18 protein-coding genes and 1 pseudogene are annotated in these 22,726 nt (G+C 72.7%); 6 read left to right on the top strand and 13 right to left on the bottom strand.

All coding sequences use genetic code 11. From position 1 onward, the window contains the following. Window positions 1-81: 81 nt before the first annotated feature. Window positions 82-654, bottom strand: coding sequence for a TetR/AcrR family transcriptional regulator (locus IG02_RS0116855; protein ID WP_030747928.1), 573 nt, complete (start codon window positions 652-654; stop codon window positions 82-84). A gap of 197 nt (window positions 655-851) precedes the next feature. Between IG02_RS0116855 and IG02_RS0116860 the strand changes: the two genes are divergently transcribed. Then, window positions 852-4,511 (top strand): S41 family peptidase, encoded by a 3,660-nt coding sequence (locus IG02_RS0116860; protein ID WP_063756792.1) that lies wholly within the window; start codon window positions 852-854, stop codon window positions 4,509-4,511. Window positions 4,512-4,627: 116 nt separating this feature from the next. On the opposite strand, the gene IG02_RS0116865 is transcribed toward IG02_RS0116860, so the two are convergent. The 4 genes from IG02_RS0116865 to IG02_RS0116880 all read right to left on the bottom strand — a co-directional run bounded on the left by IG02_RS0116865 (window position 4,628) and on the right by IG02_RS0116880 (window position 8,746). Continuing rightward, complete coding sequence (locus tag IG02_RS0116865; protein WP_030747932.1) at window positions 4,628-4,921, bottom strand: hypothetical protein; 294 nt, start codon at window positions 4,919-4,921, stop codon at window positions 4,628-4,630. Window positions 4,922-5,241: 320 nt separating this feature from the next. Beyond that, window positions 5,242-6,204 (bottom strand): SDR family oxidoreductase, encoded by a 963-nt coding sequence (locus IG02_RS0116870; protein ID WP_078854530.1) that lies wholly within the window; start codon window positions 6,202-6,204, stop codon window positions 5,242-5,244. After that, window positions 6,201-7,190 (bottom strand): alpha/beta fold hydrolase, encoded by a 990-nt coding sequence (locus tag IG02_RS0116875; protein ID WP_030747934.1) that lies wholly within the window; start codon window positions 7,188-7,190, stop codon window positions 6,201-6,203. Before IG02_RS0116875 ends, IG02_RS0116870 begins: the two co-directional genes overlap by 4 nt. Further along, on the bottom strand, window positions 7,187-8,746 hold the full coding sequence (locus IG02_RS0116880) for a flavin-containing monooxygenase (protein WP_030747937.1): 1,560 nt from the start codon (window positions 8,744-8,746) through the stop codon (window positions 7,187-7,189). The genes IG02_RS0116875 and IG02_RS0116880 overlap by 4 nt, the downstream gene beginning before the upstream one ends. A 180-nt stretch (window positions 8,747-8,926) precedes the next feature. Between IG02_RS0116880 and IG02_RS0116885 the strand changes: the two genes are divergently transcribed. Then, entirely contained in the window at window positions 8,927-9,571 is a 645-nt protein-coding gene (locus tag IG02_RS0116885) for a MerR family transcriptional regulator (protein WP_037803201.1), read from the top strand. Window positions 9,572-9,720: 149 nt separating this feature from the next. Here the strand turns inward: IG02_RS0116885 and IG02_RS0116890 are convergent, their stop codons facing one another. The 3 genes from IG02_RS0116890 to IG02_RS0116900 form a co-directional block, all read right to left on the bottom strand. After that, window positions 9,721-10,533 (bottom strand): exodeoxyribonuclease III, encoded by an 813-nt coding sequence (locus IG02_RS0116890; protein ID WP_030747950.1) that lies wholly within the window; start codon window positions 10,531-10,533, stop codon window positions 9,721-9,723. Window positions 10,534-10,629: 96 nt separating this feature from the next. Continuing rightward, window positions 10,630-11,037: a rodlin gene (locus tag IG02_RS0116895; RefSeq protein ID WP_030747952.1), complete on the bottom strand. Its 408-nt coding sequence runs from the start codon at window positions 11,035-11,037 to the stop codon at window positions 10,630-10,632. Between the two features lie 257 nt (window positions 11,038-11,294). Continuing rightward, complete coding sequence (locus IG02_RS0116900) at window positions 11,295-11,705, bottom strand: rodlin (RefSeq protein WP_030747954.1); 411 nt, start codon at window positions 11,703-11,705, stop codon at window positions 11,295-11,297. A 316-nt stretch (window positions 11,706-12,021) separates the two neighbouring features. Here IG02_RS0116900 and IG02_RS0116905 point away from each other — a divergent pair, with 316 nt between their 5' ends. The 4 genes from IG02_RS0116905 to IG02_RS0116920 all read left to right on the top strand — a co-directional run bounded on the left by IG02_RS0116905 (window position 12,022) and on the right by IG02_RS0116920 (window position 15,872). Continuing rightward, window positions 12,022-12,432 carry a rodlin gene (locus tag IG02_RS0116905; protein ID WP_030747956.1) on the top strand — a complete coding sequence of 137 codons (411 nt, stop codon included), beginning with the start codon at window positions 12,022-12,024 and terminating at the stop codon, window positions 12,430-12,432. A gap of 386 nt (window positions 12,433-12,818) precedes the next feature. Next, entirely contained in the window at window positions 12,819-13,166 is a 348-nt protein-coding gene (locus tag IG02_RS0116910) for a chaplin (RefSeq protein WP_063756793.1), read from the top strand. Window positions 13,167-13,331: 165 nt separating this feature from the next. After that, complete coding sequence (locus IG02_RS43620; protein WP_030747972.1) at window positions 13,332-14,270, top strand: chaplin; 939 nt, start codon at window positions 13,332-13,334, stop codon at window positions 14,268-14,270. Window positions 14,271-14,564: 294 nt separating this feature from the next. Continuing rightward, window positions 14,565-15,872: a glycoside hydrolase family 26 protein gene (locus IG02_RS0116920; RefSeq protein WP_030747975.1), complete on the top strand. Its 1,308-nt coding sequence runs from the start codon at window positions 14,565-14,567 to the stop codon at window positions 15,870-15,872. A 108-nt stretch (window positions 15,873-15,980) separates the two neighbouring features. On the opposite strand, the gene IG02_RS0116925 is transcribed toward IG02_RS0116920, so the two are convergent. The 5 genes and pseudogenes from IG02_RS0116925 to murJ form a co-directional block, all read right to left on the bottom strand. Beyond that, a complete protein-coding gene (locus IG02_RS0116925) occupies window positions 15,981-17,396 on the bottom strand; it encodes a GNAT family N-acetyltransferase (protein ID WP_063756794.1) in 1,416 nt (471 codons plus the stop codon). Beyond that, a complete protein-coding gene (locus IG02_RS42160; RefSeq protein WP_199814031.1) occupies window positions 17,393-18,688 on the bottom strand; it encodes a hypothetical protein in 1,296 nt (431 codons plus the stop codon). Before IG02_RS42160 ends, IG02_RS0116925 begins: the two co-directional genes overlap by 4 nt. Then, window positions 18,685-19,920, bottom strand: coding sequence for a glycosyltransferase (locus IG02_RS0116935; RefSeq protein WP_030747984.1), 1,236 nt, complete (start codon window positions 19,918-19,920; stop codon window positions 18,685-18,687). Before IG02_RS0116935 ends, IG02_RS42160 begins: the two co-directional genes overlap by 4 nt. A 134-nt stretch (window positions 19,921-20,054) precedes the next feature. Continuing rightward, window positions 20,055-20,735 (bottom strand): annotated as a pseudogene (locus IG02_RS0116940) (polysaccharide deacetylase family protein); the annotation flags it as partial. A 40-nt stretch (window positions 20,736-20,775) separates the two neighbouring features. Then, entirely contained in the window at window positions 20,776-22,725 is a 1,950-nt protein-coding gene (gene murJ, locus IG02_RS0116945; protein ID WP_063756796.1) for a lipid II flippase MurJ, read from the bottom strand. Window position 22,726 lies beyond the last annotated feature (1 nt).

Here is a 22,726-nt window from a genome sequence, read left to right on the forward strand (position 1 = left end):
GTTCGGGTTCGGGTTCGGTTGCGGATACGGGGTCGGGGGCGCCGTCACGGGGTGCGGGCGCCGCCCCGCGCGGAAGCCGGATCAGACGCCGAGGGTGGGGAGCACCACGGCGTTGACGTAGGCGAGGAAGAAGCTCCGGCTGACGGGTCTGTCCTCGATCAGCGGCCGCGCGACGAACGCGCCGATGAGCATGTGCGGGACGTACTCGATGGCCGGGTGGTCCCGGGGCAGTTCGCCCCGCTCGACGGCACGCAGCATGATCGCGCGCAGGTGATTGAGCTCGGGTTCGATGAGCAGTTCGCGCAGTGCCTGGAGGAGTTCCGGGTTCTCGTTGGCGACATGGACGAGACTCCGCAGCAGAGCGGTGTCCTTCTCGATCTGGCAGTCGTCGATGATCTCCGTGAACGCGAGGAAGTCGCCGCGCAGGCTTCCGGTGTCGACATCGAGGTCGCCGCCGGGCTTGTTGGAGCGCAGGGCCCGGGCGACCAGCTCCGGCTTGCCGCCCCACTGCCGGTAGAGGGTGGCCTTGCTGGAGCGCGTACGGGTGGCGACGGCGTCCATGGTCAACGCGTCGTACCCGACTTCCCGCAGCAGGTCGAGCACGGCGCCGTAGAGCTCGGCCTCGCGCTCGGGGGTGAGCCTGCTGCGTGCCATGACGGACCTCCTGTGTGACGGCGCGGCCCGCACGGAGCCGCCGAACACGGGAACGAAACTGTTTCGTACCGTTCCCGTGCAACGATAACCCCGGCGCCAACGAAACGAACCAGTTTCGCTTGTGTCGTGTACCACAGCCCTGGGCGCAGGCACGGAAAACACCGTCCCGGAGGCGAACCGCGCGCCGAAAGGGGAGCATGGGCGGGGTGAGTGACGACGTCGCGTACCTACGCTTCCCGCACCTGCACGACGACCTGCTGTGCTTCGCCGCCGAGGACGACCTCTGGGTCGCCCCCCTCACCGCGCCCGGCGGGCGGCCCGAACGGGCCTGGCGGATCACCGTCGACCGGACCAGGATCGGGCATCCCCGCTTCTCCCCGGACGGGCGCCACATCGCCTATACGAACTGGCGCAGCCTCGACCCGGAGATCCACCTCGCCCCCGTCCACGGCGGCGCCGTGCGCCGACTGACCTACTGGGGGGCCACCGACACCCGCGTCTGCGGCTGGACGCCGCCGGACGAGGACGGCCGGTCCCAGATCCTGGCGGTCTCCTCGCACGGCCGGCCCTTCTCGTACTTCGCCTGGGCCTACGCCCTGCCCACCGACGGCTCCCCCGGCAGCGCGCTGCCCTGGGGACCGGTGTCGGACATCGCCGTCGCGGACGTCGAGGGCGAGCACCGCACGCTCCTGCTCACCGGCAAGCCCCCGCACGAGCCCGCGTCCTGGAAGCGCTACCGGGGCGGTGCGACCGGCCGGCTCTGGCTGCACGGGCAGCGGCTGCTCGCGGACATCGGCGGCCACCTGGACTCCCCGATGTTCGTCTCGGGGCGCATCGCCTTCCTCTCCGACCACGAGGGTGTGGGCAACCTCTACTCCTGTCTCCCCGACGGCACGGACCTGCGCCGCCACACCGACCACGACGCCTTCTACGCCCGCCACGCCTCCTCCGACGGGCGCCGGGTCGTCTACCAGTGCGCGGGCGAGATATGGCTGGTCGACGCGCTGACCCCGGACTCGGAGCCGCGCAGGCTGGACATACGGCTCGGCGGGCAGCGCACGGGCCGGCGCGGCTACCAGATCCCCGCGGCCGGGCACGTCGACGGGATATCCGTGGACATGACGGGGCGGGCCAGCGCGGTCAACGTGCGCGGCAGCCTGTACTGGCTCACGCACCGCGACGGCCCCGCCCGCACGATCGCGGACACGCCGGGCGTACGGGTCCGGTTCCCCGTGATGCTGGGCAGCGGCGGAGAGGTCGCGTACATCACCGACGCGGACGGCGAGGACGCGATCGAGATCGCGTACCTGCCCCGGGCGAGCGGCGACCGGCAGCCCCGGCGGCTGGCGTCCGGCCGGCTGGGGCGTGTCGAGGAGATGGTGGCGGACCCGGACGGCGAACGGATCGCGATCGCCACGCACGACGGCAGGCTGCTGCTGATAGACGTGGCGGACCTCGACGAGGAAGAGGAAACAGAAGAGGCTGAAGAAGCGGAAGAGGCCGAGGCGGAGGCGGGTGCGGGAACGGGAACGACGGCCGAGGCGCCACCGGCCGACACCGAAACCGCCGAAGGCCCCGAAACCGCCGAGGCCCCCGAGGCGACAGAGGCGACAGAGAGCCCCGAGGCAGCGGAGGGGACAAAGACAGCGCAGGCGGCCGAGACCGCTGAGCCCAACGAATCCTCCCAACCGCCCGCGTCATCCCAGACACCCCCGTCATCCGGGCCGTCGGGCACGCCCCTGCCGTCCGCCGCATCCGACACGCCCCAACCGCCGGACACAGCCCAGCCCTCCGACACCTCTGGCACCTCCGGCACGCCCGAGCCACCCGGCTCACCCGCCATCACCGAGCTCATCCGCTCCATCAACGGCCCCGTCGCCGACCTCGCCTTCTCCCCCGACGGCGAATGGCTCGCCTGGTCCCACCCCGGCGTCGGCCGCTCCCTCCGCCAGATCAAGCTCGCCAAGATCGCGGGCAGCTTCGCCCGTACGGTCGTCGACGTCACCAATGGCCGCTTCGAGGACGAGAACCCGGTCTTCACCAGCGACGGCCGCTATCTCGCCTTCCTCTCCTGGCGCGGCTTCGACCCGGTGTACGACGTGCACACCGGCGACCTCTCCTTCCCTCTGGGCTGCCGTCCGTACCTCGTGCCCCTCTCCTCCGCCACCCCGTCCCCCTTCGCCCTGCTGCCGGACGGCAGGCCCGCGGCCGGCGGACTCGACCCGGACGTCGGGGACTCCGGCGACGGTACGGTCACGGTCGAGGTCGAGGGCCTGCCCGAGCGGGTCACCCCGTTCCCCGTCACCGCGTCCAAGTACTCGGCCCTGCACCCGGTCAGCGGTGGCGGCCTGGTCTGGCTGCGCTGGCCGATCTCGGGCGCGCTCGGGGAGACGTTCGCCAACCCCGCCGACATGTCCGGCCGCCCCACCCTCGAACACTTCGACATCGTGAAGGCGCGCAAGAGCGAACTGGTCGGGCATCTCGACTGGTTCGCGGCGAGCGGTGACGGCTCCCGGCTGGTGGTCGTGGACGACGGCGAACTGCGCGCCGTACCCGCGACCGAGCCCGGTGACGGCGACTCCACCGTCCATCTCGACCTGCGCCGGATCCTGCACGACGTCGATCCCGAGGCCGAGTGGCGGCAGGCGTACGAGGAAGCCGGCCGGCTCATCCGCGCCTACTTCTGGGAGCCGGAGATGTGCGGCATCGACTGGGACGCGATCCTCGCCCAGTACCGGCCGCTGGTCGAACGCGTCGCCTCTCCCGACGAGTTCGCCGACCTGCTCCGCGAGGTCCTCGGCGAACTGGGCACGTCCCACGCGTACGTCACGCCCGCGCGCCGGGACGAGGGCCCGCCGCACTACCAGCGGCCCATCGGCCTGCTCGGCGCCAACCTGGTCTGCCGGGACGGCGAGTGGCTCGTCAAGCGCATCCTGCCCGGGGAGTCCTCCGACTCCAAGGCCCGCTCGCCGCTGGCCGGTACGGGCATCCGCGAGGGTGCCGTCCTCACCCATGTGGACGGCCGGCCCGTCGACCCGGTCGCCGGCCCCTTCCCGCTGCTCGCCGCCGCCGGGGGCACCACCGTCGAGCTCACCTTCCGCCCCGCCGGCCGCAAGGGCGGCGCCCGCCGGGTCGCCGTCGTCCCGCTCATCGACGAACGGCCGCTGCGCTACCAGGACTGGGTCGCCAAACGCCGGGAGGTCGTCCGGGAGATCAGCGGCGGCCGGTGCGGCTATCTGCACATCCCCGACATGGGCGGCTCCGGCTGGGCGCAGTTCAACCGCGACCTGCGGCTGGAGGTCTCGCGCCCCGCGCTGATCGTGGACGTACGGGGCAACGCGGGTGGCCACATCAGCGAACTGGTCGTGGAGAAGCTCACCCGGCGCATCATCGGCTGGGACCTGACCCGCGACGCCCAGCCCGTCAGTTACGCCTCCAACGCGCCGCGGGGCCCGATCGTCGCGCTCGCCGACGAGGCGACCTCCTCCGACGGCGACATGATCACCGCGGCCTTCCGGCTGCTGAAGCTGGGCCCGGTGGTCGGCCAGCGCACCTGGGGCGGGGTCGTCGGCATCACGGGCCGGCACCGCCTGGTCGACGGCACGGTCATCACGGTCCCGATGAACGCGGCCTGGTTCGACGCGTACGGCTGGTCCGTGGAGAACCACGGCGTGGAGCCGGACATCGAGGCCCTGCGCACACCGCTGGACTGGGCGGAGGGCCGGCACGCACAGCTCGACGACGCGGTGTGGGCGGCGCTGGACCTGCTGGCGGCCGAGCCGGCGGCGGCCCCGCCGGGCTACGGAGCCGTCCCGGACCTGCGCCGCCCGGGACTGCCGCCCCGCAAGACCGACTGAGGGCGAGGCAGGCCGCCAAGGACGGACGGCGTACGCGAGTGGCGCGCCCGGAAGACGCCGGGTGCGCCACTCACCTGCCCGTGCTCGACTGCCCGGGCTCGGCGGAGCGGGGCGGCTCAGTGGTCGAGGTCGATGTCCTCGTCCATGTCCTCGTGCATGCCCTTGCGCATGTCCCCGCGTGCGTCCTGCCCCGCGCGCTGTCCCTGGTCGCGCCCGCCGCGCGCCCGGTCCTTGCCCTGTGCGCCCTGCGCGCCCTGCGCGCCCTGGCCCGGCTTCGCCGACTGGCCGCGCTGCCCGGACCGCTGGGACTGGCCGGACTGGCGTTCCTTGTCCTTCATGTCCTTCATCTCGTCCTTCGCACGGTCACCGAGCTGCTGCGCCTTGTCCTTGAACTGGTCGGAAATGCCCATGGAAAGTCACTCCTGACAGGTGTGGGCGGCGCCGCGGCCGGGCTCGGACGGAACCAGAACGGAACCGACCGAGCCCGGCCGCGGCGTAGTGGTGTGACACTCGTCGAGGCCCCACCGACGTGTCCGAGGAACGGCGTGGCGGGGCACAAGGGGGTCGTCGTGGCCGAGGCCTCGACCGCCCGGGTGGGGCCTCGACCAGACTGACACGCCCGGACATCAAGCGCATTTCGGCCAGTTCCGGCCTGCCCGCGACCGCACCTCCCCGGCGCCCCACTGGCCCACTGCCGCCCACTGCGGGTTCTCACACCTTCACCGCCGGGTCACCGCCCTCCCGTCCCTCGCGCCCCTCCCGCACGCTCCTGCTCGTCCGCCTCCCCGCCCGCGCCCACCAGCCCCCGGCGCAGACCCGCCAGCCGGGGCCCGAACTGCCGCATCTCGCGCCGTCCGGCCAGGGCGATGAGCCCCGGCAGACATCCGCGCACGGCCTGCAACGAGCGCAGCCACCCCTGCCCGTACACATGCGGGGAGCGCCGTTCGATCCCCTCGACGAGCCGGTCCACGGCCGGGCCGAGCGGGTAGGTGCGGTTCGCCGGCCACGGCAGCCGTTCGCGCAGCTCGCGCATCACCTCGTCGCGGTCCGCGCCCCGCACCATGTCCGTGTCCGTCCAGGACAGGTAGCCGATCCCGACCCCGACGCCCTCGTGGGCGACCTCGGTGCGCAGGCTGTGCGCGAACGCCTCGACGCCCGACTTGGACGCGCAGTACGCGGTCATCATCGGCGCCGGGGCCAGCGCGGCCAGCGAGGCGATCTGGAGGAGGTAGCCCCCGCTCTCCCGCAGCATCGGCAGGAACGTCCGGGCGGTCACCGCGCTGCCGATCAGGTTCACCTCGACGACCCGCCGCCACGCGTCCGGGTCGGAGTCCACGAACGGTCCGCCGGTGGCCACGCCCGCGTTGGCCACGACGATGTCGATCCGCCCGAAGCGCTCCTTGACCTCCCGCGCGACGCGGGCCATCGCCTCGTCATCCGTGACGTCCGCGTGCCACAGGTCGCAGTCGGCGTGCAGCCGGGCGGCGACCCGCTTCAGCTCCTCCGGCTCCAGCCCGACGAGCGCCACCTTCACACCCCGCGCGGAGAGCTTGCGCGCCAGCAGCTCACCGACACCGCGCGCGGCGCCGGTGACCACCGCGACCCGCCCGTCCAGCACCCCGGAGCGGCGCCGGGTCCGCGTCCGGGTCCACGTCCGCGGCCAGGGCGGGACAACACCGGTACCGCCGCTCATGCCACTCCCTCCGTCGCGCCGAGGTGACGGGCACTCAGGTCGCGTATCGCCGCCGTGACGGCCCTGGGCACCTCCACCGGTGTCATGTGTCCCGCCCCGGGGAGTTCGGTGAGACCGACGCAGTCCGGCAGAGCCGCCGCCAGCGCCCGCGCGTGCACCGGCGGGGTCAGCCGGTCGGCCGTGCCGACGAGTACGGCGGTGGGTGCCCTCAACTCCCGTACCGAAGCGTCGAGGTCGAGCGCGTCGAGGACATGTGCCCAGCCGACCCTGCTGGGCCGGGCGCAGGCATGCACGAGCGTGGCGCACTCGGTGACCGCCTCGGGGGCGCAGCGGGGGCCCATCGTGCCGTACCGCAGCAGCCACTTCGACACCGGTGTGACCGGCCCGAGCGGGAAGCGCGCGCCGAGGATCAGCCGGGTGAGCCGGGTACGCGGCCGGCCGGGGCGGAGCGGGAGCACCAGGCTCTCGGCGGTCAGCCGTGAACTGGCCGTGCTGCACAGCGCGACGGCCGCCGCGTGCCGCCGGAGGACGGGCCGGGGCGCGGCGGCCATCAGCGTCATCCCGCCCATGGAGTGCCCGACGAGCACGGCCTTCTCGTGCGGCTCCAGAGTGGCGGTGAGTACGGCCTCCAGATCGTCGGCCAGGGCCTCGGTGGAGTAGCCGCCCGGACCGGGCAGCGGTGAACGGCCGTGCCCGCGCTGGTCGTAGACGATCACCCGGTGGTCGGCGCCGAGACCCCGTATCTGTGGTGCCCAGAAGCGCAGGGAGCAGGTCCAGCCGTGCACCAGCACGACGGCGGGCCGACGTGCGCGCCCACCGTCGTCCGGCCGCCCGTCACCGGCACTGGCACTGGCACTGGCACTGGCACCACCGGCGAGGGAACCGCCACCGGAACCGGCGTCCGGGGGTTCGAAGACCTCGACATGGATGCGTGAACCGTCGGCGGAGACGGCGGTCAGTTCACGCCCCTCGGGCAGCCCGCTCATCGGACAACCTCCCTCTCGTTCACGCTCGTCGTCGCGTCGTCCGGCCCGTCGCGGAAGGGGCGGATGACGTCGTACTCCGCGAGATCGACCTCCCGGGTGGCCCGCCGGAACTCGGCCGTCGTACCGGGCCAGATGGTGGTGTTACGCCCTTTCCCATCGAGATACCAGCTCGTGCAGCCGCCCGTACTCCATACGGTGCGTTTCATGCGTTCCTGCACCCGGTGGTTCCAGGCGCGTACGGCCGAGGGGCGCGCGTCCAGCGCCACCCGGCCGGCCAGGTCCGCGCCCCCGTCGCTCCCCCGGCCGCCGAGGTCGTCCAGCTTCCGCAGGTAGTCGGCGAGGTAGTTCAGCTGGGACTCGATCACCAGGATCATCGAGGAGTTCCCGAGCCCGGTGTTGGGTCCGATGATCGTCATCCAGTTGGGGAACCCGGCCGCGGTCGCACCGCGCAGCGACTCCATCCCGTCCCGCCACGCCTCCGCGAGCGTACGGCCGTCGGCGCCCACCACCCGCTCGGCGATGGGCATGTCGGTGACGTGGAAGCCGGTGGCGAAGACGATCGCGTCCGCCTCGGTCTCCGTACCGTCCGCCGCGACCAGGGTGGAGCCGCGCACCTGGGCCAGCCCGGAGGCGACCACGTCGACATCGGGCCGGGCGAGCGCCGGGTAGTACGTGTCGGAGAGCAGGATGCGCTTGCAGCCGATGCGGTACGAGGGCGTCAGCCGGGCCCGGAGCCCGGGATCCTTGACGGCCCGGGCGAGATGGGCCTTGGCGAGGCGCTCCACCAGTCCCGGCCCGCCGTGCCGCCGGGTGAAGAAGGTGACCTGCAATTCCCGTACCGCCCAGAGGAGTTGCCGCCGCACGGAGCCGGTGATCGGCACCGCCCGGTGCAGTCGGCGCTCGGCCCGCGAGATCGCCCGGTCCCGGCGCGGCAGCACCCAGGGCGGCGTGCGCTGGAAGAGCGTGAGGCGGCCCGTCTCGGGCTGGATCGCCGGGACGATCTGGATCGCGGAGGCACCGGTGCCGACCACGGCGACGCGCTTGCCGCGCAGGTCGTACTCGTGGTCCCAGCGGGCCGAGTGGAAGACCTTTCCCGGGAAGGTGTCGAGGCCGGGTATGCCGGGGACGCGGGGGTCGGACAGCGGCCCGGTCGCGGACACGACGACCTCGGCGGTGCAGGTCCCCCGCGAGGTCTCGATCTCCCAGTGCAGCGCCGCCCGGTCCCAGCGCGCCATCAGGACCTCGTGGTTCAGGCGCAGATGGGGCCGGAGCCCGAAGGTGTCCGCGACCTTCTCCAGATACGCCCGGATGTGGCGCTGCCCCGAGAAGGCGCGCGGCCAGTCGGGGTTCGGCGCGAACGAGAACGAGTACAGGTGCGAGGGGATGTCGCAGGCGCACCCGGGATAGCTGTTGTCCCGCCAGGCGCCGCCGACGGAACCGGCGCGTTCCAGGACGACGAAGTCGGTGACGCCCTCCCGACGCAGCCGGACGGCGGCGCCCAGCCCGCCGAACCCGGATCCGATCACCGCGACGCGTACATGTTCGTTCCGGTCCATTCCGCTCCGCCTCCTGACCACGTCACCGACAGCGCACCGAACCACGCCAGTAATCACTGGCGTGGTGGGGAGCGTAGGGCAGCTCTCTACTCATGGGTAGGGCCTGGGCGACAGGAAGTTACCGGCGGTACGACAGGGATGGGGCGAGGACTCCTTAGGCTGGCGACCATGGAGTACCGCATGGAGGAGCTGGCCCGGGAGGCGGGCATCACGGTGCGCACCGTGCGCTTCTACCGGGAACGCGGCCTGTTGCGGCCCCCGCGCCGGGAGGGCCGGGTCGCCTGGTACGACGATCGGCACCTGGCCCGGCTCCGCACGATCGCGGCCCTGCTGGAGCGCGGCCACACCCTCAACGGCATCGCCGACCTCGCCACGGCCTTCGAGAGCGGCCGGGACGTGGGCGAGGTGCTGGGCCTGGGCGAGCCCACCGAGGAGACCCCCGTGCGGCTGACCCCGGAGGAGCTGGCCGACCACTTCGCGGGCGAGGTCACACCGGAGAACCTGGCGGCGGCCCTCGATCTCGGTTACCTCGCCACGGACGGCGAGGCGCTGGTCCACATCAGCCGCCACCTGCTGGAGGTCTCGGCCGCGCTGGTACGGGCGGGGATCCCGCTGGCCGCGGTGCTCGAGACCGGCCGCCGGGTCCGCGCCCACACCGAGGCCCTGGCCGAGCTGTTCGCGACCCTGGCCCAGGACCACGCCGCCGCCACGCCGCCGGCCGAACTCCGCCCGCTGGCCCGGAGCGTGGTGACGGCGGAACTGTCCCTGGCCCTGGACCGCCGCCTCCGCCCGCCCCGCGATCCGAAACCCGCCCGAAAGACCTGACGTACCCGCGGGACGACCCGCCGGCGGGGCAGGGACGGAGCGGCGCCCCCCGTCCGCGGCCGCGCCGGCGAACGACAAGACGCGCGCCGTTTCCCGGCGGACGGGAAACACGGAAACGGCCCGCGCCCGGGCGGCGCCGCCCGGGCCCCTTACGCCGGCGCGGCCCCCAGGTCGAAGACCGCCGTCACGGGCGCGTGGTCGCTCCACCGCTCCGCGTGACTGGCGGCGCGCTCCACGTACGCCTTGACCGCTGCCCCCGCCAGACGAGGTGAGCCGACGACGAGGTCGATGCGCCACCCGGTGTCGTTGTCGAAGGCCCGTCCCCGGTACGACCACCAGGAGTACGGCCCTTCCTGCCCCGGGTACTGGGCCCGGACCACGTCCACGTAGCCCGCCTCCTCGAAGACCCGGGTCAGCCAGGCGCGCTCCTCGGGGAGGAAGCCGGAGGAATTGCGGTTGCCCCGCCAGTTCTTGAGGTCCGCCTCCTGGTGGGCGATGTTCCAGTCACCGCACACCACCACCTCGCGCCCGTCGGCCGCCGCGCGCTCCCGCAGCCGTGCCAGGTACGGCAGGAACTCCGCCATGAAGCGCGTCTTCTCCTCCTGCCGCTCCGTACCGACCTCGCCCGACGGCAGGTAGAGGCTGGCCACGGTCACGCCCGGCAGGTCGATCTCGGCATAGCGCCCGCTGCCGTCGAACTCCGCGCTGCCGAATCCCACCCGCGTGCGCTCCGGCTCCCGCCGGGACAGCAGGGAGACCCCGGCCCGGCCCTTGGCGGCGGCGGGCGCGTGGAGCACGTGCCAGCCCGCCGGCTCCCGTACGGCCTCGGGGAGCTGGTGCGGCTCGGCCCGCACCTCCTGGAGGCAGACCACATCGGCGGAGGTCCGCTCCAGCCACTCCAGGTACCCCTTCTTGGCGGCGGCACGGAGGCCGTTCACGTTCACGGTCGTCACGGTGAGCATTCCGGCACCCTACCGGCCCCCGTCGAGGTGCCCCGGAACAGGCCGAAGGCCCGGACCGGGCGCGCGATGCGCCGGTCCGGGCCTTCGGGCGGCAGGTCAGCGGTTGCCGACACCGTTCCCGGAGAGGACCGGGATGTCGTCCAGGATGTGCGACAGCGGCTCGTCGCCCTTGGCCTGGGTCGAGTTCTCCGTGCACTGCTGGTTCTGCGGGTTGGACAGCACGTTGACGTCCTGGACCGCGACGTTCACGAGGCCGATGAGCGAGCCGACGTTCGCCTTCAGCGGCAGACCGATGCAGGGCTTGTTCAGCGTGCCCTGGACCAGGCCCAGCTGCGGGCTCATGTCGCCCTTGGTCGCCTGGTTGCCGAACGCCTGCTTGGCACCGTTACCGCTGAACGAGTTCGTCCCACCGTCGTCGGCGATGGCGAACGCCGGCGACGCGGCGGCAGCCGTGGCTCCGACGATCGAGGCCGCTACAGCAGCGGTTGCCCACAGCTTCTTCATTTAAATACCTTTCCGGAAAGTCCGACTCCACCGGTGGAGTCCGCCTTGCTTAACCCGCCGATGGGTGGATTAGTTTCGGCAGTTCCCTCGAATGGCTTAACGTACCTGTCAGATAAAAAGGCCGGATCGCCGCGACCAATTCAACGGCGTTCCGGCCTCCGCTCTCCTGCTTTTCCCTGCGCTTTTCCGGACCCCTGGGATGCGGAACGAACGCGGGACTCAGGGACTCAGGATTCGGGACTCGATGCCCGCCCCCCTCAGCGGTTTCCCGCGCCGTTCCCGGAGAGCAGCGGAATGTCGTTGAGGATGTGCGACAGCGCCTCGTCACCCTTGGCCTGCGTCGAGTTCTCGACACACTGCTGGTTCTGCGGCGAGGACAGGATGTTGAGGTCCTGGACCCCGATGTTCAGGAGACCGAGGACCGAGCCGACGTTCGCCTTGGCCGGAAGGGCGATGCAGGGCTTGTTGAACGACCCCTGGATGAGCGCGATCTGCGGGCTCATGTGCCCGTACGTCGCCATGTTGCCGAACTGCTGCGTGGCGAAGTTGCCACTGGCCGACGTGACGCCGCCGTCATTGCCGATGGCGAGCGCGGAGGGCGCCGTGGCGGCGGAAACGCCCACCACGGAGGCGGCGATGGCCGTGCCGGCCATGACCTTCTTGATCACGATGAGTCCCCTTCTGAAGGATGCCCCACTGTCGCCGGGGCCCCCTGAGCAACTCGTGACGGCCGTTCAGGTTCCGTCCGCACGCATCAACTCACTCCAACGGTCTATTACCGAGGGTTACGAGGACGAAGAAAGGGAATACCGCCCGATTGGCGATTTATCGGAAGGTCCGGCGACTCCGGTGTCTCCCGGCCGTCCGGAGGCAATGCCGGAGGCGCCACTAACCGATCGGGTGAAGCAGCGGAACCAAACCGGCGGCCCCCGGTTGTTCAGGTCGCTCCACATGCATTCGCTGAGAAGAAGAGGAACAACCGTGATCAAGAAGGTTATGGCCGGCGCGGCCCTCGCCGCCTCTGCCATCGGCATGTCCGCCGCGGCGGCACCGTCGGCGTTCGCCATCGCCGACGACGGTGGGACGAACTCGTTCAGCGGCAACGGCGCCGAGTCGTCGTTCGGCAACCAGGTCACCAAGGGCGACATGAGCCCGCAGGCGGAGCTGATCCAGGGCTCGCTCAACAAGCTGTGCGTCGGCCTGCCCGCCAAGGTGAACGCCGGCTCGCTCGTGGGCGTCATCGCCAACGTCGCGGTCCAGGACGTCCAGGTCCTGTCCAACCCGCAGAACCAGCAGTGCACGGAGAACTCGACCCAGGCCAAGCGCGACGAGCCGCTGTCGCACCTCCTGGACGACATCCCGATCCTCTCCGGCAACGGCGTCGGCAACCGCTGACCGCCGACCCGGCACACGGCCGTCCGGATACACCCGGACACACTGACACCCCGGTCCCACGGATCGACGGCGGGCCGACGGGGGCAATGGCGCCCCTGTCGGCCCGTAGTGCGCTCAGGCCTTCGTCATACCGTCACCTGATCGCACGAACAGCACGGAACCGGGCCGACGGAATGACCGACACACCGCGACGGTGTGAGAAGAACCCCCTTGCCGCAGCAACCGAGTGACAGCGAAAAGTCTTCAAAACAGGCCAGTTTCCTCCCCTGTCTCCCGTCGTTGGAGTTCCCGCAGCGGGCGTGGAAGCCGAGGCCCGAGAGGGTGACGCTCGCGTACGCACGAAAGCCGTGCGGACGAACTGGCCGCTGCGGAAAGGGCTCAGAACAATGAAGTGCACGAAGATCGCTGCGGCCACCGCGGGGCTGGTCCTCGCCCTCGGCGCCGCCTCTCCCGCGATGGCCGACGCCGAGTCCGAGGCGGTCGTCGCCAACTCCCCGGGCGTCCTGTCCGGGAACAACATCGCGGTTCCCATCCACATTCCGATCAACATCTGCGGCAACACGATCGACATCATCGCGCTGCTCAACCCCTCCCTCGGCAACGTCTGCATCAACCAGGACGGTGAAGAGGAGGAGAAGAAGGGCCACCACGGCCAGAAGAAGGGCCACCACGGCCAGAAGAAGGGCCACCACGGCCAGCAGAAGGGCCACCACGGCCCGGCGTACCAGAGGTGACGACGCCCTGACGTCGCACTGACGCTGTGCGGGCACCCTCGCCAGGGTGCCCGTGGCCGGTCCCGCAAGCGCACGCGGTACGCGCTTCGGGACCGGTCCCCGTTGGATCGGATGATCCCCAGTCACACAACTGCTCGCCGTACGGCCGGCAGGAGGAGAAACCAGATGCGAGATCTCATCAGCAAGGGACTGCTGACCGCCGCCGCCGCGTCGAGCGTGCTGTCCCTGAGCAGCGGTTACGCGACCGCGGTGGAGGCCGACGGGGCCGCCGTCGGCTCACCGGGAGTGCTGTCGGGCAACAACGTGCAGGTACCCGTGGAGATCCCGATCAACGTCTGCGGGAACACCGTGGACCCGGTCGGAGTGCTCAACCCCGCGTTCGGCAACGTCTGCGCCAATACATCGGGCACGTCCGCGCACTCGTCCGAGCACGCGTCCTCCGTGCACGGGCGTCCCTCCTCGCCCTCCGTTCCCCCGGCGCGGCAGTCGCACCCGGCCCCGCCGTCCCACGGCGCGCCTCCCGCGAACTCGACCCGCCCGGCACCACAGGCCGACGACGAGCGCACACCGCCCGGCCAGACCATTCACCGCGACCACGCGCAGGCACCCGACGCACCGAGGCCGGGCGGCGGCTCCACCGCCACGGGGCTGGCGCAGGGCTCGCCGGGCGTGGGCTCGGGCAACAACGTGGCAGTGCCGATCGACGTCCCGGTGAACCTCTGCGGGAACTCGGTGGACGTGGTCGGCGTCCTCAACCCGGTGTTCGGCAACTTCTGCGGGACCAAGGCGGCCCCGCCCGCTCCGGGAACGCCGCACGTCCCGGCGCAGCCCCCGGGGCCCCAGCGCCCCGACGAGCCGGTCAGCCCCGTGGGCCCCGGTGTTCCCGCGTCGCCCGCCGACCGCGCCGTGCCGCCCGCCCCCGCCACCGCCCCGCACGGTCCGGCGCACCCCGGCTCGGCACCGGCCGCCGACGCCCCGGCCGGCCCGCGGCTGGCGTCCACCGGTGTCGACTCCGGCCTCTTCACGGGCGCGGCGCTGAGCGCCGGTCTGCTGCTCGGCGGCGCCATCCTCTACCGGCGGAGCACGGCGGGGACGCGCCGCTGACGCCCGGGCACGCCCGGCCCGTCGGGGGAGGATCACGCCGGATTCTCCCGGAGGGACATGCCCGGCGGCCCGGCACAGCCGGACCGCCCGCATCGTCACTTGGCCCGTCGGCCGTTCCCTCCCGCCTCCGCCGCTCGGCCGCCGATGGCCCATGCGGGGGATGAAATGCACGGACGGTCTACGGAAGGACCGAGGCCGGATTCCTGTTCGGCTTACTAGAAATACTTATGAGGAGCGAGGTGATCACCGGGCCGGGAGACCGGCTCATACGAGTGCGAACGACGAGGAGCGGACATGCCCCATCGACAGCGGCGGCGCCGGACGACCTGGCCCGGGCTGCTCATGGCCGCTTTTCTCGTTTCCGGAGTGGCATCGCCCGTGCCGAGCCACGCGGCCGAACCGGACGACGACGGCCGGACGAACCCGCCACCCGCGGCGTCGCCCGCGCTGGGCGCGTATCTCGATTACGGTCCGACCGGCGTGCGTCGCATCGCCAAGATGCAGAAATGGCTGGGCGGTACGGAATTGCGCGTCGGACACACCTATCTCCCCGGCGACGTGTGGGAGAACATCGAGGGAAAGCCCTCCTTCCTGGCGGACTGGGCCGCGTGGCGGAAGGCCAAGAAGGACCGGCTGTTCGTGCTCAACGTGCCCATGCTGGAACACCACGAGAAGCGGGCCCGGGACAAGACCGTCCGCCGTGAGCTGCGCAGAGGTGCGCGAGGGAGCTACGACAAGCATTTCGCGACCCTGGCGCGACGGCTGGTGCGGCTGGGGGTGCCCGACACGGTGATCGTGCTGGGCTGGGAGATGAACGGAGTGACGTACAGGCACCGCTGCGGTCCCGATCCGGCGTCGTGGAGGAAATACTGGCGCCGCATCGTCACCGCCATGCGTTCCGTGCCCGGACAGAAATTCCGTTTCGATTTCGCTCCGAACCGCGGCCGGGACGACGTTCCCTGGACCTCCTGTTACCCCGGTGACGACGTCGTGGACATCCTCGGCATGGATTCCTACGACCAGCCGCCGGCCAAGACCTTCGACGAGCAGGTGAATGAGCCCTACGGGCTGCGCAAGCATGTCGAGTTCGCGGCCGAGCACGGAAAGGTCATCTCGTATCCGGAGTGGGGCCTGTTCCGTCACGGGGACAATCCCGAATACGTGCGCCGCATGCTGCACTGGTTCGACACATACAAACCGCTGTACAACACCGTCACCGATTACTGTCCGCACGGCGTATGGCAGTGCGCCAAGAATCCGGAGTCGTCGAAGGTCTTCCGTTCCACGCTGTACGGTCAGGCCGGGAAGCCGCCCACACCGGCGGAACCGCCGCCCACCGAGCCCGGGAGGCCGACGCCGGGGGAGCCGGGACCGGTCCCCTCGGGTCCTGGGCCGCCAACCGATCCGGCCGAACCCTGGGTGCCGGAGGACTCGTGGTTGCCCGAGGAGCCGTGGGTGCCGGAAGACCCCTGGTCGCCGGAAGAGCCGGCGGAGGACTGCGAACCGATGAACCTCGGTTCCTGGATCGAGCGGTGGCTCGGCGGGCCCCTTTGCGTCCCCTTCACATGGCAGGGGCTGGACCGGGGGGACCGGGACTTCTGACCGCACCACCACCGCTTCCCGGTCTGAGCGGCGCAGTGGCCGGGGAGCGGCGGCGGAGGGCCGCTCCCGCCTCCCCGGCGGTTCGGCGCACGGCGTCGGACACCGGCGTCAGCCTCTGACGTTGTCTCCGCCTCTGACGTTGCCCCTGCCTTTGCCCCTGCCTTTGTCCTCGCGCGCCGCGCGGCCGCCCTCGGCTCTTGCCCGTTTGCCGGTACTCCTGGCTCCGGCCTGCTTGCCGGTGCTCTTGGCGCTCGCCCGCCGGTCGGGCCTCGTGGCGCTCGACTGCTGATCGCCGCCGTGCCGCCCGTCCGCTGCCCGTAGTCGCTTGACGAGCGCGGCGGCCCGGCTCCGGCCCGCCGCGCGGGCGGCGACCAGCCACAGGACCGGTGCCAGGGACGGCCGGGCCATCAACAGCCGCTGGTTGCGCACGGTCTCGGGCCGCCAGTGGTGCTTGTACGGCTCGTCGCCGCGCAGCAGGCTCAGCGTGCTCCGGCCGCTCGCACCGATGTGCCGGACCGCGCTGCGCAGCAGCATCGTCGCCACGTCCACCTTCCGGGCACGCAGCGTGGGGTCGACGCCGTAGAGGTAGCCGCCCTCCATCCGCCCCGACATCAGGGTGAGGTCCGCGGCGACCACCTTCCCCTCCAGCCGGAACTCGGTGACGCGCGCGGTGCCGGTGGCCACCATCGACGTCACCGCGCGGGTCAGATGGTCGGAGAACCGGGCGCTGAGGTGTTCCTGTGTGACACCGCGCCCCTGCCACTGGAGCCGGTGCAGCCCCAGCAGCCGGCCGACCGCGTCGGGGACCTCCGCCTCGGGCACCGGCCGTTCCTGGATGCCGAGCGCGTCCAGCTTGCGCATCTTGGCGCGGGCTCGCTGGGAGCGGGCGGTGGCGAGTCTGCCGAGCAGTTCGTCCATGGTGAGGGCGGGCAGTTCGAGGCAGAGGGAGTCGGGCAGCTCGCGGCGCGGGCCCCGCCAGCAGGCGAGGACGCGTTCGGCGGCGGCTCCCGGCCGTACCTCCCGCAGGTCGATCACCGCCGTCCGGGCCGCGTTCGCGAGGGCGCGCGCCAGCGCCTCGGCCACCGCCGCCCCGTCCGGGCCCGCCGGGCCGTCGGGGCCTTCGTCCAGCAGGACGTCGCAGTAGTCGGTGATGCCGGTGCCGATCGGTACGAGGACCGGGAGCGCGCCCCGGACCAGCATCAGCGGTGCGGCGGCGACCAGTTCCCCGTCCCGGTGTACGAGGACGACCCGGAGCCGGCCCCGTTTGCCGTACGCCAGCCACCACGAGTACAGCCACGCGTGGCACTGGAAGGGGGTGGCGTTGCGGGAGCGGCGGTGGAGCGCGTCCCAGGCGGGGGCGAGTTCGGCGAAGCGGTCGGTGTCGCGGCACAGCTCCGTGGTGAACACCGGCTTCGGCGCGGCACCGGCCGGGCACGCCGGTGCCGGTACGGACGCGGGTGCGGGCGACCGGACCGGGACGACGGGGTCGGCGTCGGCGGGGCGCACACTCTGACCGGCGGTCATGACACCGGCTCCGGCTGGGGGTGGGAAGCGGTCGCCGGTGCCGGGACGGACGCCGCCGGGGAGGCGGGGGACGCGGGGGCGGGGGACGCGGGGACCGCGGGAGACGCCGAGGGTGCCTGGGTCTCCGGAGTTGCGGGGGGTGCGGCGGTTGCGGGAGTTGCGGGAGTTTCCCGAGTGTCCGGGGTTACCGGTGCCTGCGGGGTCCGCGCGTCCTTCGGAACAGCCGTGGGGGCCGGGGCGGGTGCGGGCGCGGCGGCCGTCACGGCGGCGTCCTCGTCGGTCCGCCGCTTCGGCGGCACCAGCAGCCCGAGCCCGCCGATCAGCCCGCCGGCGCAGCCGCCGACCAGGGCCGCAAGCGGCGCGGAGACGGAGGCCGGGCTCTTCGGGGTGACGGCGCGCGAGAGCTGGACCACCCGTACGTTCGTACTGCCCTGCATGTGGGAGCCGTTGGAAACCAGGGCACGCGCGACACCGTCCGCCATGGCGACGGCGGCCGACGGCTTCGTCGAGGTCGCCGTCACGGAGATCATCGGGGCGTCCGGTGACGTGGCCGTGCGTACGGCGGACTTGAGCTCCTCCGCCGGGACGCCGGCCCAGATCTGCGCGTCGGCGAGCACGGCGACCTGGGAGGCGACCCGTCCGTACGCCGTCGCGAACCCGAGCGCGGCGGTCGGGTCGGACCTGTCGGTCGGTACCACCAGGACATAGCTGGTGGCGGTGTACTCGGGCGTCCGCAGCGTGCCGTAGAGGCCGCCGGCCAGCGCCCCGCCGAGGACCGCCACCGGCACGACCCACCGCACGGGCAGCGCCTTGGGCCGCAGCGACCACGAGCGGGACCGCGGGACAGCGGGCCGGCCGGCGCCCCGGTCCGGCACGGGCCGGGCCGGGCGGACGATCTTCCTCAGCTTCAGCGTCGCACCGTTCGAGGCGTCGTCGGAACGTGTGCCCGGCGTACGGGACGGGGCGGCCGAACGGGAGGGGCTCGGCTTCCCGCTCTCCTTCTGTTGCGTCCGCCCCGTCTTGGCGGCCTGCCCGGTCTTGGACGGCTGCCCCGTCTTGGACGGCTGGCTCGCCTTGGCCGGCTGGCTCGCCTTGGAGGGCTGACTCGCCTTGGCCGGCTGGCTCACCTTGGAGGGCTGGCCCACCTTGTCCTCCGGCTGGCCCGCCTTGACCGGCTGACCGGCCTTGTCCGCCGGGCTCACCTTGCCGGGCTGACTCGCCTTGCCGGACTGGTTCGCCGAATTCGGCTGACTCGGCCGGCTCGACGGACTCGGCTGACTCGACTTGCTCATGGACAACTCACCTCTCGGATGGCGGCGACCGGGCCGCGCACGGCGTTCTCGTAGACGGTCATCAGCTGTTCGGCACTGTGGGAGATGTCGTAGTGGAGCGCGGCCGGCGGCACGGACAGCCTGTGCCGCCCGGCCTCCTGCCACGATTCGTGGGCCCGCGCGTGGCACGCCTCCTGGAACGGGCGCAGATCCGCGGCCAGTCCGGCGACCGAGCCACTGATGCGGCGCGCCCCCGGCGCCGCCTCGGGGGGCAGGTCGTGCAGGGCGGGACAGGTGACGTGGAGCACCGGGAGCCCTGCCGCCAGCGCTTCCACGACGGCCAGACCGAACGACTCGTCGGGGGACGTGGAGACGAAGACGTCCATGGCGGCCAGGAGGGACGGCAGGTCGGGCCCGCCGCTCACCGGACACGGCGCGCCGCAGGCCGGTGGAACGGGAGGCGGAACGGGAGGCGGAACGCGCGGCGGATCCTCGCACGCGCCGTGCAGCAGGATCCGGCCGGCCGCTCCCAGCTCGTCGGCCAGCCGCCCGAGCCCCGCCCGCTCGGGCCCGTCCCCGACCAGCAGCAGCCGGGCGGAGGGCAGTTGGGCGACCGCCCGTACGAGCGTGTCGAACCGTTTGCCACGGGTGAGCCGTCCGACCCCGCCGACCACGAAGGCGTCGAGGGGCAGGCCGAGGCGGTCGCGCGTCGCGCGCCGGGCCACCGCGTCGAAGGCGAAACGTCCGACCTCGATGCCGTTGGGCACGACATGGATGCGGTCGCGCGGTACTCCCCAGCGCTCCAGTCGGCGGGCGACGGTGTCCGAGACGGCGACCGTGGCCGTGCCCAGGCGCTCCCCGGCCAGGTAGAGGGCCCGGGCGCCGGCGGACAGCGGCCGGCCCTCGATCTGGCGGGCGCCCAGGGAGTGCTCGGTGGCCACGATGGGCCGTACGCCCGCCAGCCGCGCCGCGAACCGCCCGTACAGGCACGCGCGGTAGAGGTGGGTGTGCACCAGGTCGTACCGGCCCTGCCGGACGAGCCTGGCCAGCCGGGGCAGGGCGCCGAGGTCCCGGTTCCCCGCCATGGCGAGGTCCCTGACCCGTACCCCGTCCGCCGTGATGCCTTCGGCGACGGCGCCCGGGTTGGTCAGGGTGATGACGTCGCTGTCGGTCGGCAGGTGCCGCAGCAGGAGCCGCAGCTGCTGCTCGGCCCCGCCGATGCCGAGACCGGTGATGATGTGCAGCACCCTCACGGCCCGGACCTCCGCGCGTCCGATACCGGTACGGATGCCTCCCGGCCGACGGTGGGCGACGCGGCCGGCGAGGCGACCGGTGACGCGGCGAACGGGCCAGGAGGCAGGCCGGCCCCCACCGGATAGGCGTCGAGCGCGGCCGGTTCGCGCCGCCACCGGTGCAGGGCCCACTTCATGCGCAGCCGCAGAGCGGTGTCCTTCTCTCCGACATGGATGCGCGGCAGGGCGAACACACCGGTGAGGGGGCCGGGGTTGATGGCGCAGCCGTACGAGTAGCCCGCCGCGCGCACAGCCTCGACGACCCGGGCGTCGACCGTTCCGTACGGGTAGCAGAAGCCCGCCACCTCGGCGCCGGTCAGTTCCCGCAGGAGTGCGCGGCTGCGCGCGGTCTCGGAGGTGAGGAGGGCGTCGTCGGCCTTGGTCAGGTCCGTGTGGCGCAGGCCGTGGGAGCCGATCTCCATGCCCGCCGCGACGACGGCGCGGATCCCGTCCTCGGTGAGGAGGGGCTTGCGCGGACCGAGGCTGTCCCATTCGTTCGTACCGCCGAGGCGGCCGGGGAGCACGAAGACGGTGGCGGTGAACCCGAACCGGCGCAGCAGCGGTACGGCCCGCTCCAGGAAGTCCGCGTAACCGTCGTCGAAGGTGAGACCGACCAGACCCGCGCCACGCCCCTGCGCGCGGGCGCGCAGCAGCCGGTCCATGGTGACGCCGGTCAGGCCACGACGGCGAAGCCAGCCCAGCTGCCGCTCGAGCCGCCCGGGCGAGACGGTCACCTGGTAGGGGTCCTCCGTGCGGTTCGCGACCGAGTGGTACATGACAGCCCGCAGAGGAGCGGACAGGGGGACGGGCACCGTGTCAGCGGGCATGGGCGCACTTTCGTGTGAGAAGACGGAGCAGGGGACGGAGGAGCGGGCGCAGCACGGTGTCCGTCTCGGGCACCCGCAAGGCCCGCGCGGTGCCGAGGAAGACGGCGGCGACGGCCGTGCAGCCCGCCGCCGCTCCCAGGACGGGCGCGGGAACGAGGGAGGCGCAGAACCAGCCGGCGGCCACGGCGGCGGCCGCCGCCGTGGCGAGCCGGATCAGGACCCCGGCCGTGCGCCGGGTCCTGATGGGGACGCTGTGGCGGCGCAGGCCGTACAGCATCACGGCGGCGGTGGAGGTGATGCCGAGGGCGTTGGCGGCGGCGATGCCGAGCACGCCCCAGGCCTGGAGGAGCAGGGCGCCCGTGCCGGCGGTGAGCGCGAGCCCGCCGAGCATGGCGAGGGCGGGGAACCAGAGGGGGCGCGCGGCGGAGAAGTAGCAGCGCACGAGCGCCCCGACGAGTGTGTGCCCGAGCAGTCCGACCGCGTACACGCGCATCACGGCGGCGGTGGCCGCGGTGTCCGAGTGGTCGAAGGCGCCGCGTTGGAAGAGCACGTCGATGAACTGGGGCGCGCAGGCGATGACCGCGGCGGCGCCGATGAGCACGATGATCGCGGCCAGTGCGAGGTCGCGCTCGACGCGTCGCCGCGCCCGGCCGGTCTCCCCGGCGGCCATGGCGCGGGAGACGACGGGGAAGGTGACGGTGCAGATCATGAGGGAGAGGACCATGGGCATCTGCGCCACCTTCTGGGCGTAGTTCAGGTGCGAGATGGCCCCGGCGGGGAGGGGAGCGGCGAGGAACCGTTCGACGAGGACCTGCGACTGCCTGCAGAGCGCGAAGGCGACGACGGGCGCGATCAGGGCGAACACGACGGGGGTGGCACCGCTGTCGGCGGTCCGCGGCGGCTGCTCGCCACGGGCCGGTTCGGTGGCCGGCACGGCGACGGTGTCCGCCGCGGCAGCCGTTCCGGCCGGGTCCGCGACGGGGTTCGCGAGCGGCGTCGGCACCGGCGCGAGTCCGAGATCCGGCGACGGACCGGACACGGAAACCGGTACCGGTACCGGTTTCCGCCCCGGGCCGGCCTCCCGCAGCCCGCGCCACAGCACCGGAGCCTGGAACAGCACCATCAGAACGCCGCCGACGGCGACCCCGGCGGCGGCCGCCCCTACTCCCCGGCTGCCGCCCGCCAGCAGCATCGTGGCGATGATGCCGAGGTTGTACGCGATGTAGATCGACGCCGGCACGACAAAACGGCCGTGCGCGCGCAGTGCCGCGCTGAGGTAGCCCGCGACACCGAAGCTGAGCACGCAGGTCGCTGTCAGCCGGGTGCAGTCGACGGCGAGTTCCGTTTCGGGCAGCCCGGGGGCCAGGACGGCCACCACCCAGGGCGCGGCGGCCACCAGCAGGGCCGCGACCGCGCTCAGGGCCAGCAGCAGCCGGGGCAGTGTCGACCGCAGGAGCGCGCGTACCGGATCGTGGTCCGGACCCCGCCTGGCGGCCCGGCGGGCCAGCGCCATGCTGAACGCCGGTACGAGGACGAGCGCCATCCCGTCCTCGATGAGCAGGGTGGAGGCCACCTCCGGCACGGTCCAGGCGACCAGGAACGCGTCGGTCTCGTGGCCCGCTCCGTACAGCCGAGCGATGGTCTGGTCCCGGACCAGGCCCAGCAGTGACGCCACGGCGGTCGCCAGGGCGGCGAGGACGGCCGCCCGTGCCAGGAGCCGCCCGGACAGGAAGGAGGCGCGCGCGGCGCGCGGGGAACCGTCGCTGTCGCCGCCCGCACCGTCACGGGCAACACCAACGGCACCAGCGGCCCTGTCGGCGTCGTGGGCACCGCTCCCTCGCGTGGCGGGCGGTGGCACGGCGGGAGCAGCGTCCGGCCCGGGCGCCGTGGGCACCACGGCCGGCCCGGACAACACGGCCGGCCCGGGTGCCCCGGACATC

The organism is Streptomyces sp. NRRL F-5135 (assembly GCF_000719775.1).
GTDB classification, from domain to species: domain Bacteria; phylum Actinomycetota; class Actinomycetes; order Streptomycetales; family Streptomycetaceae; genus Streptomyces; species Streptomyces hebeiensis.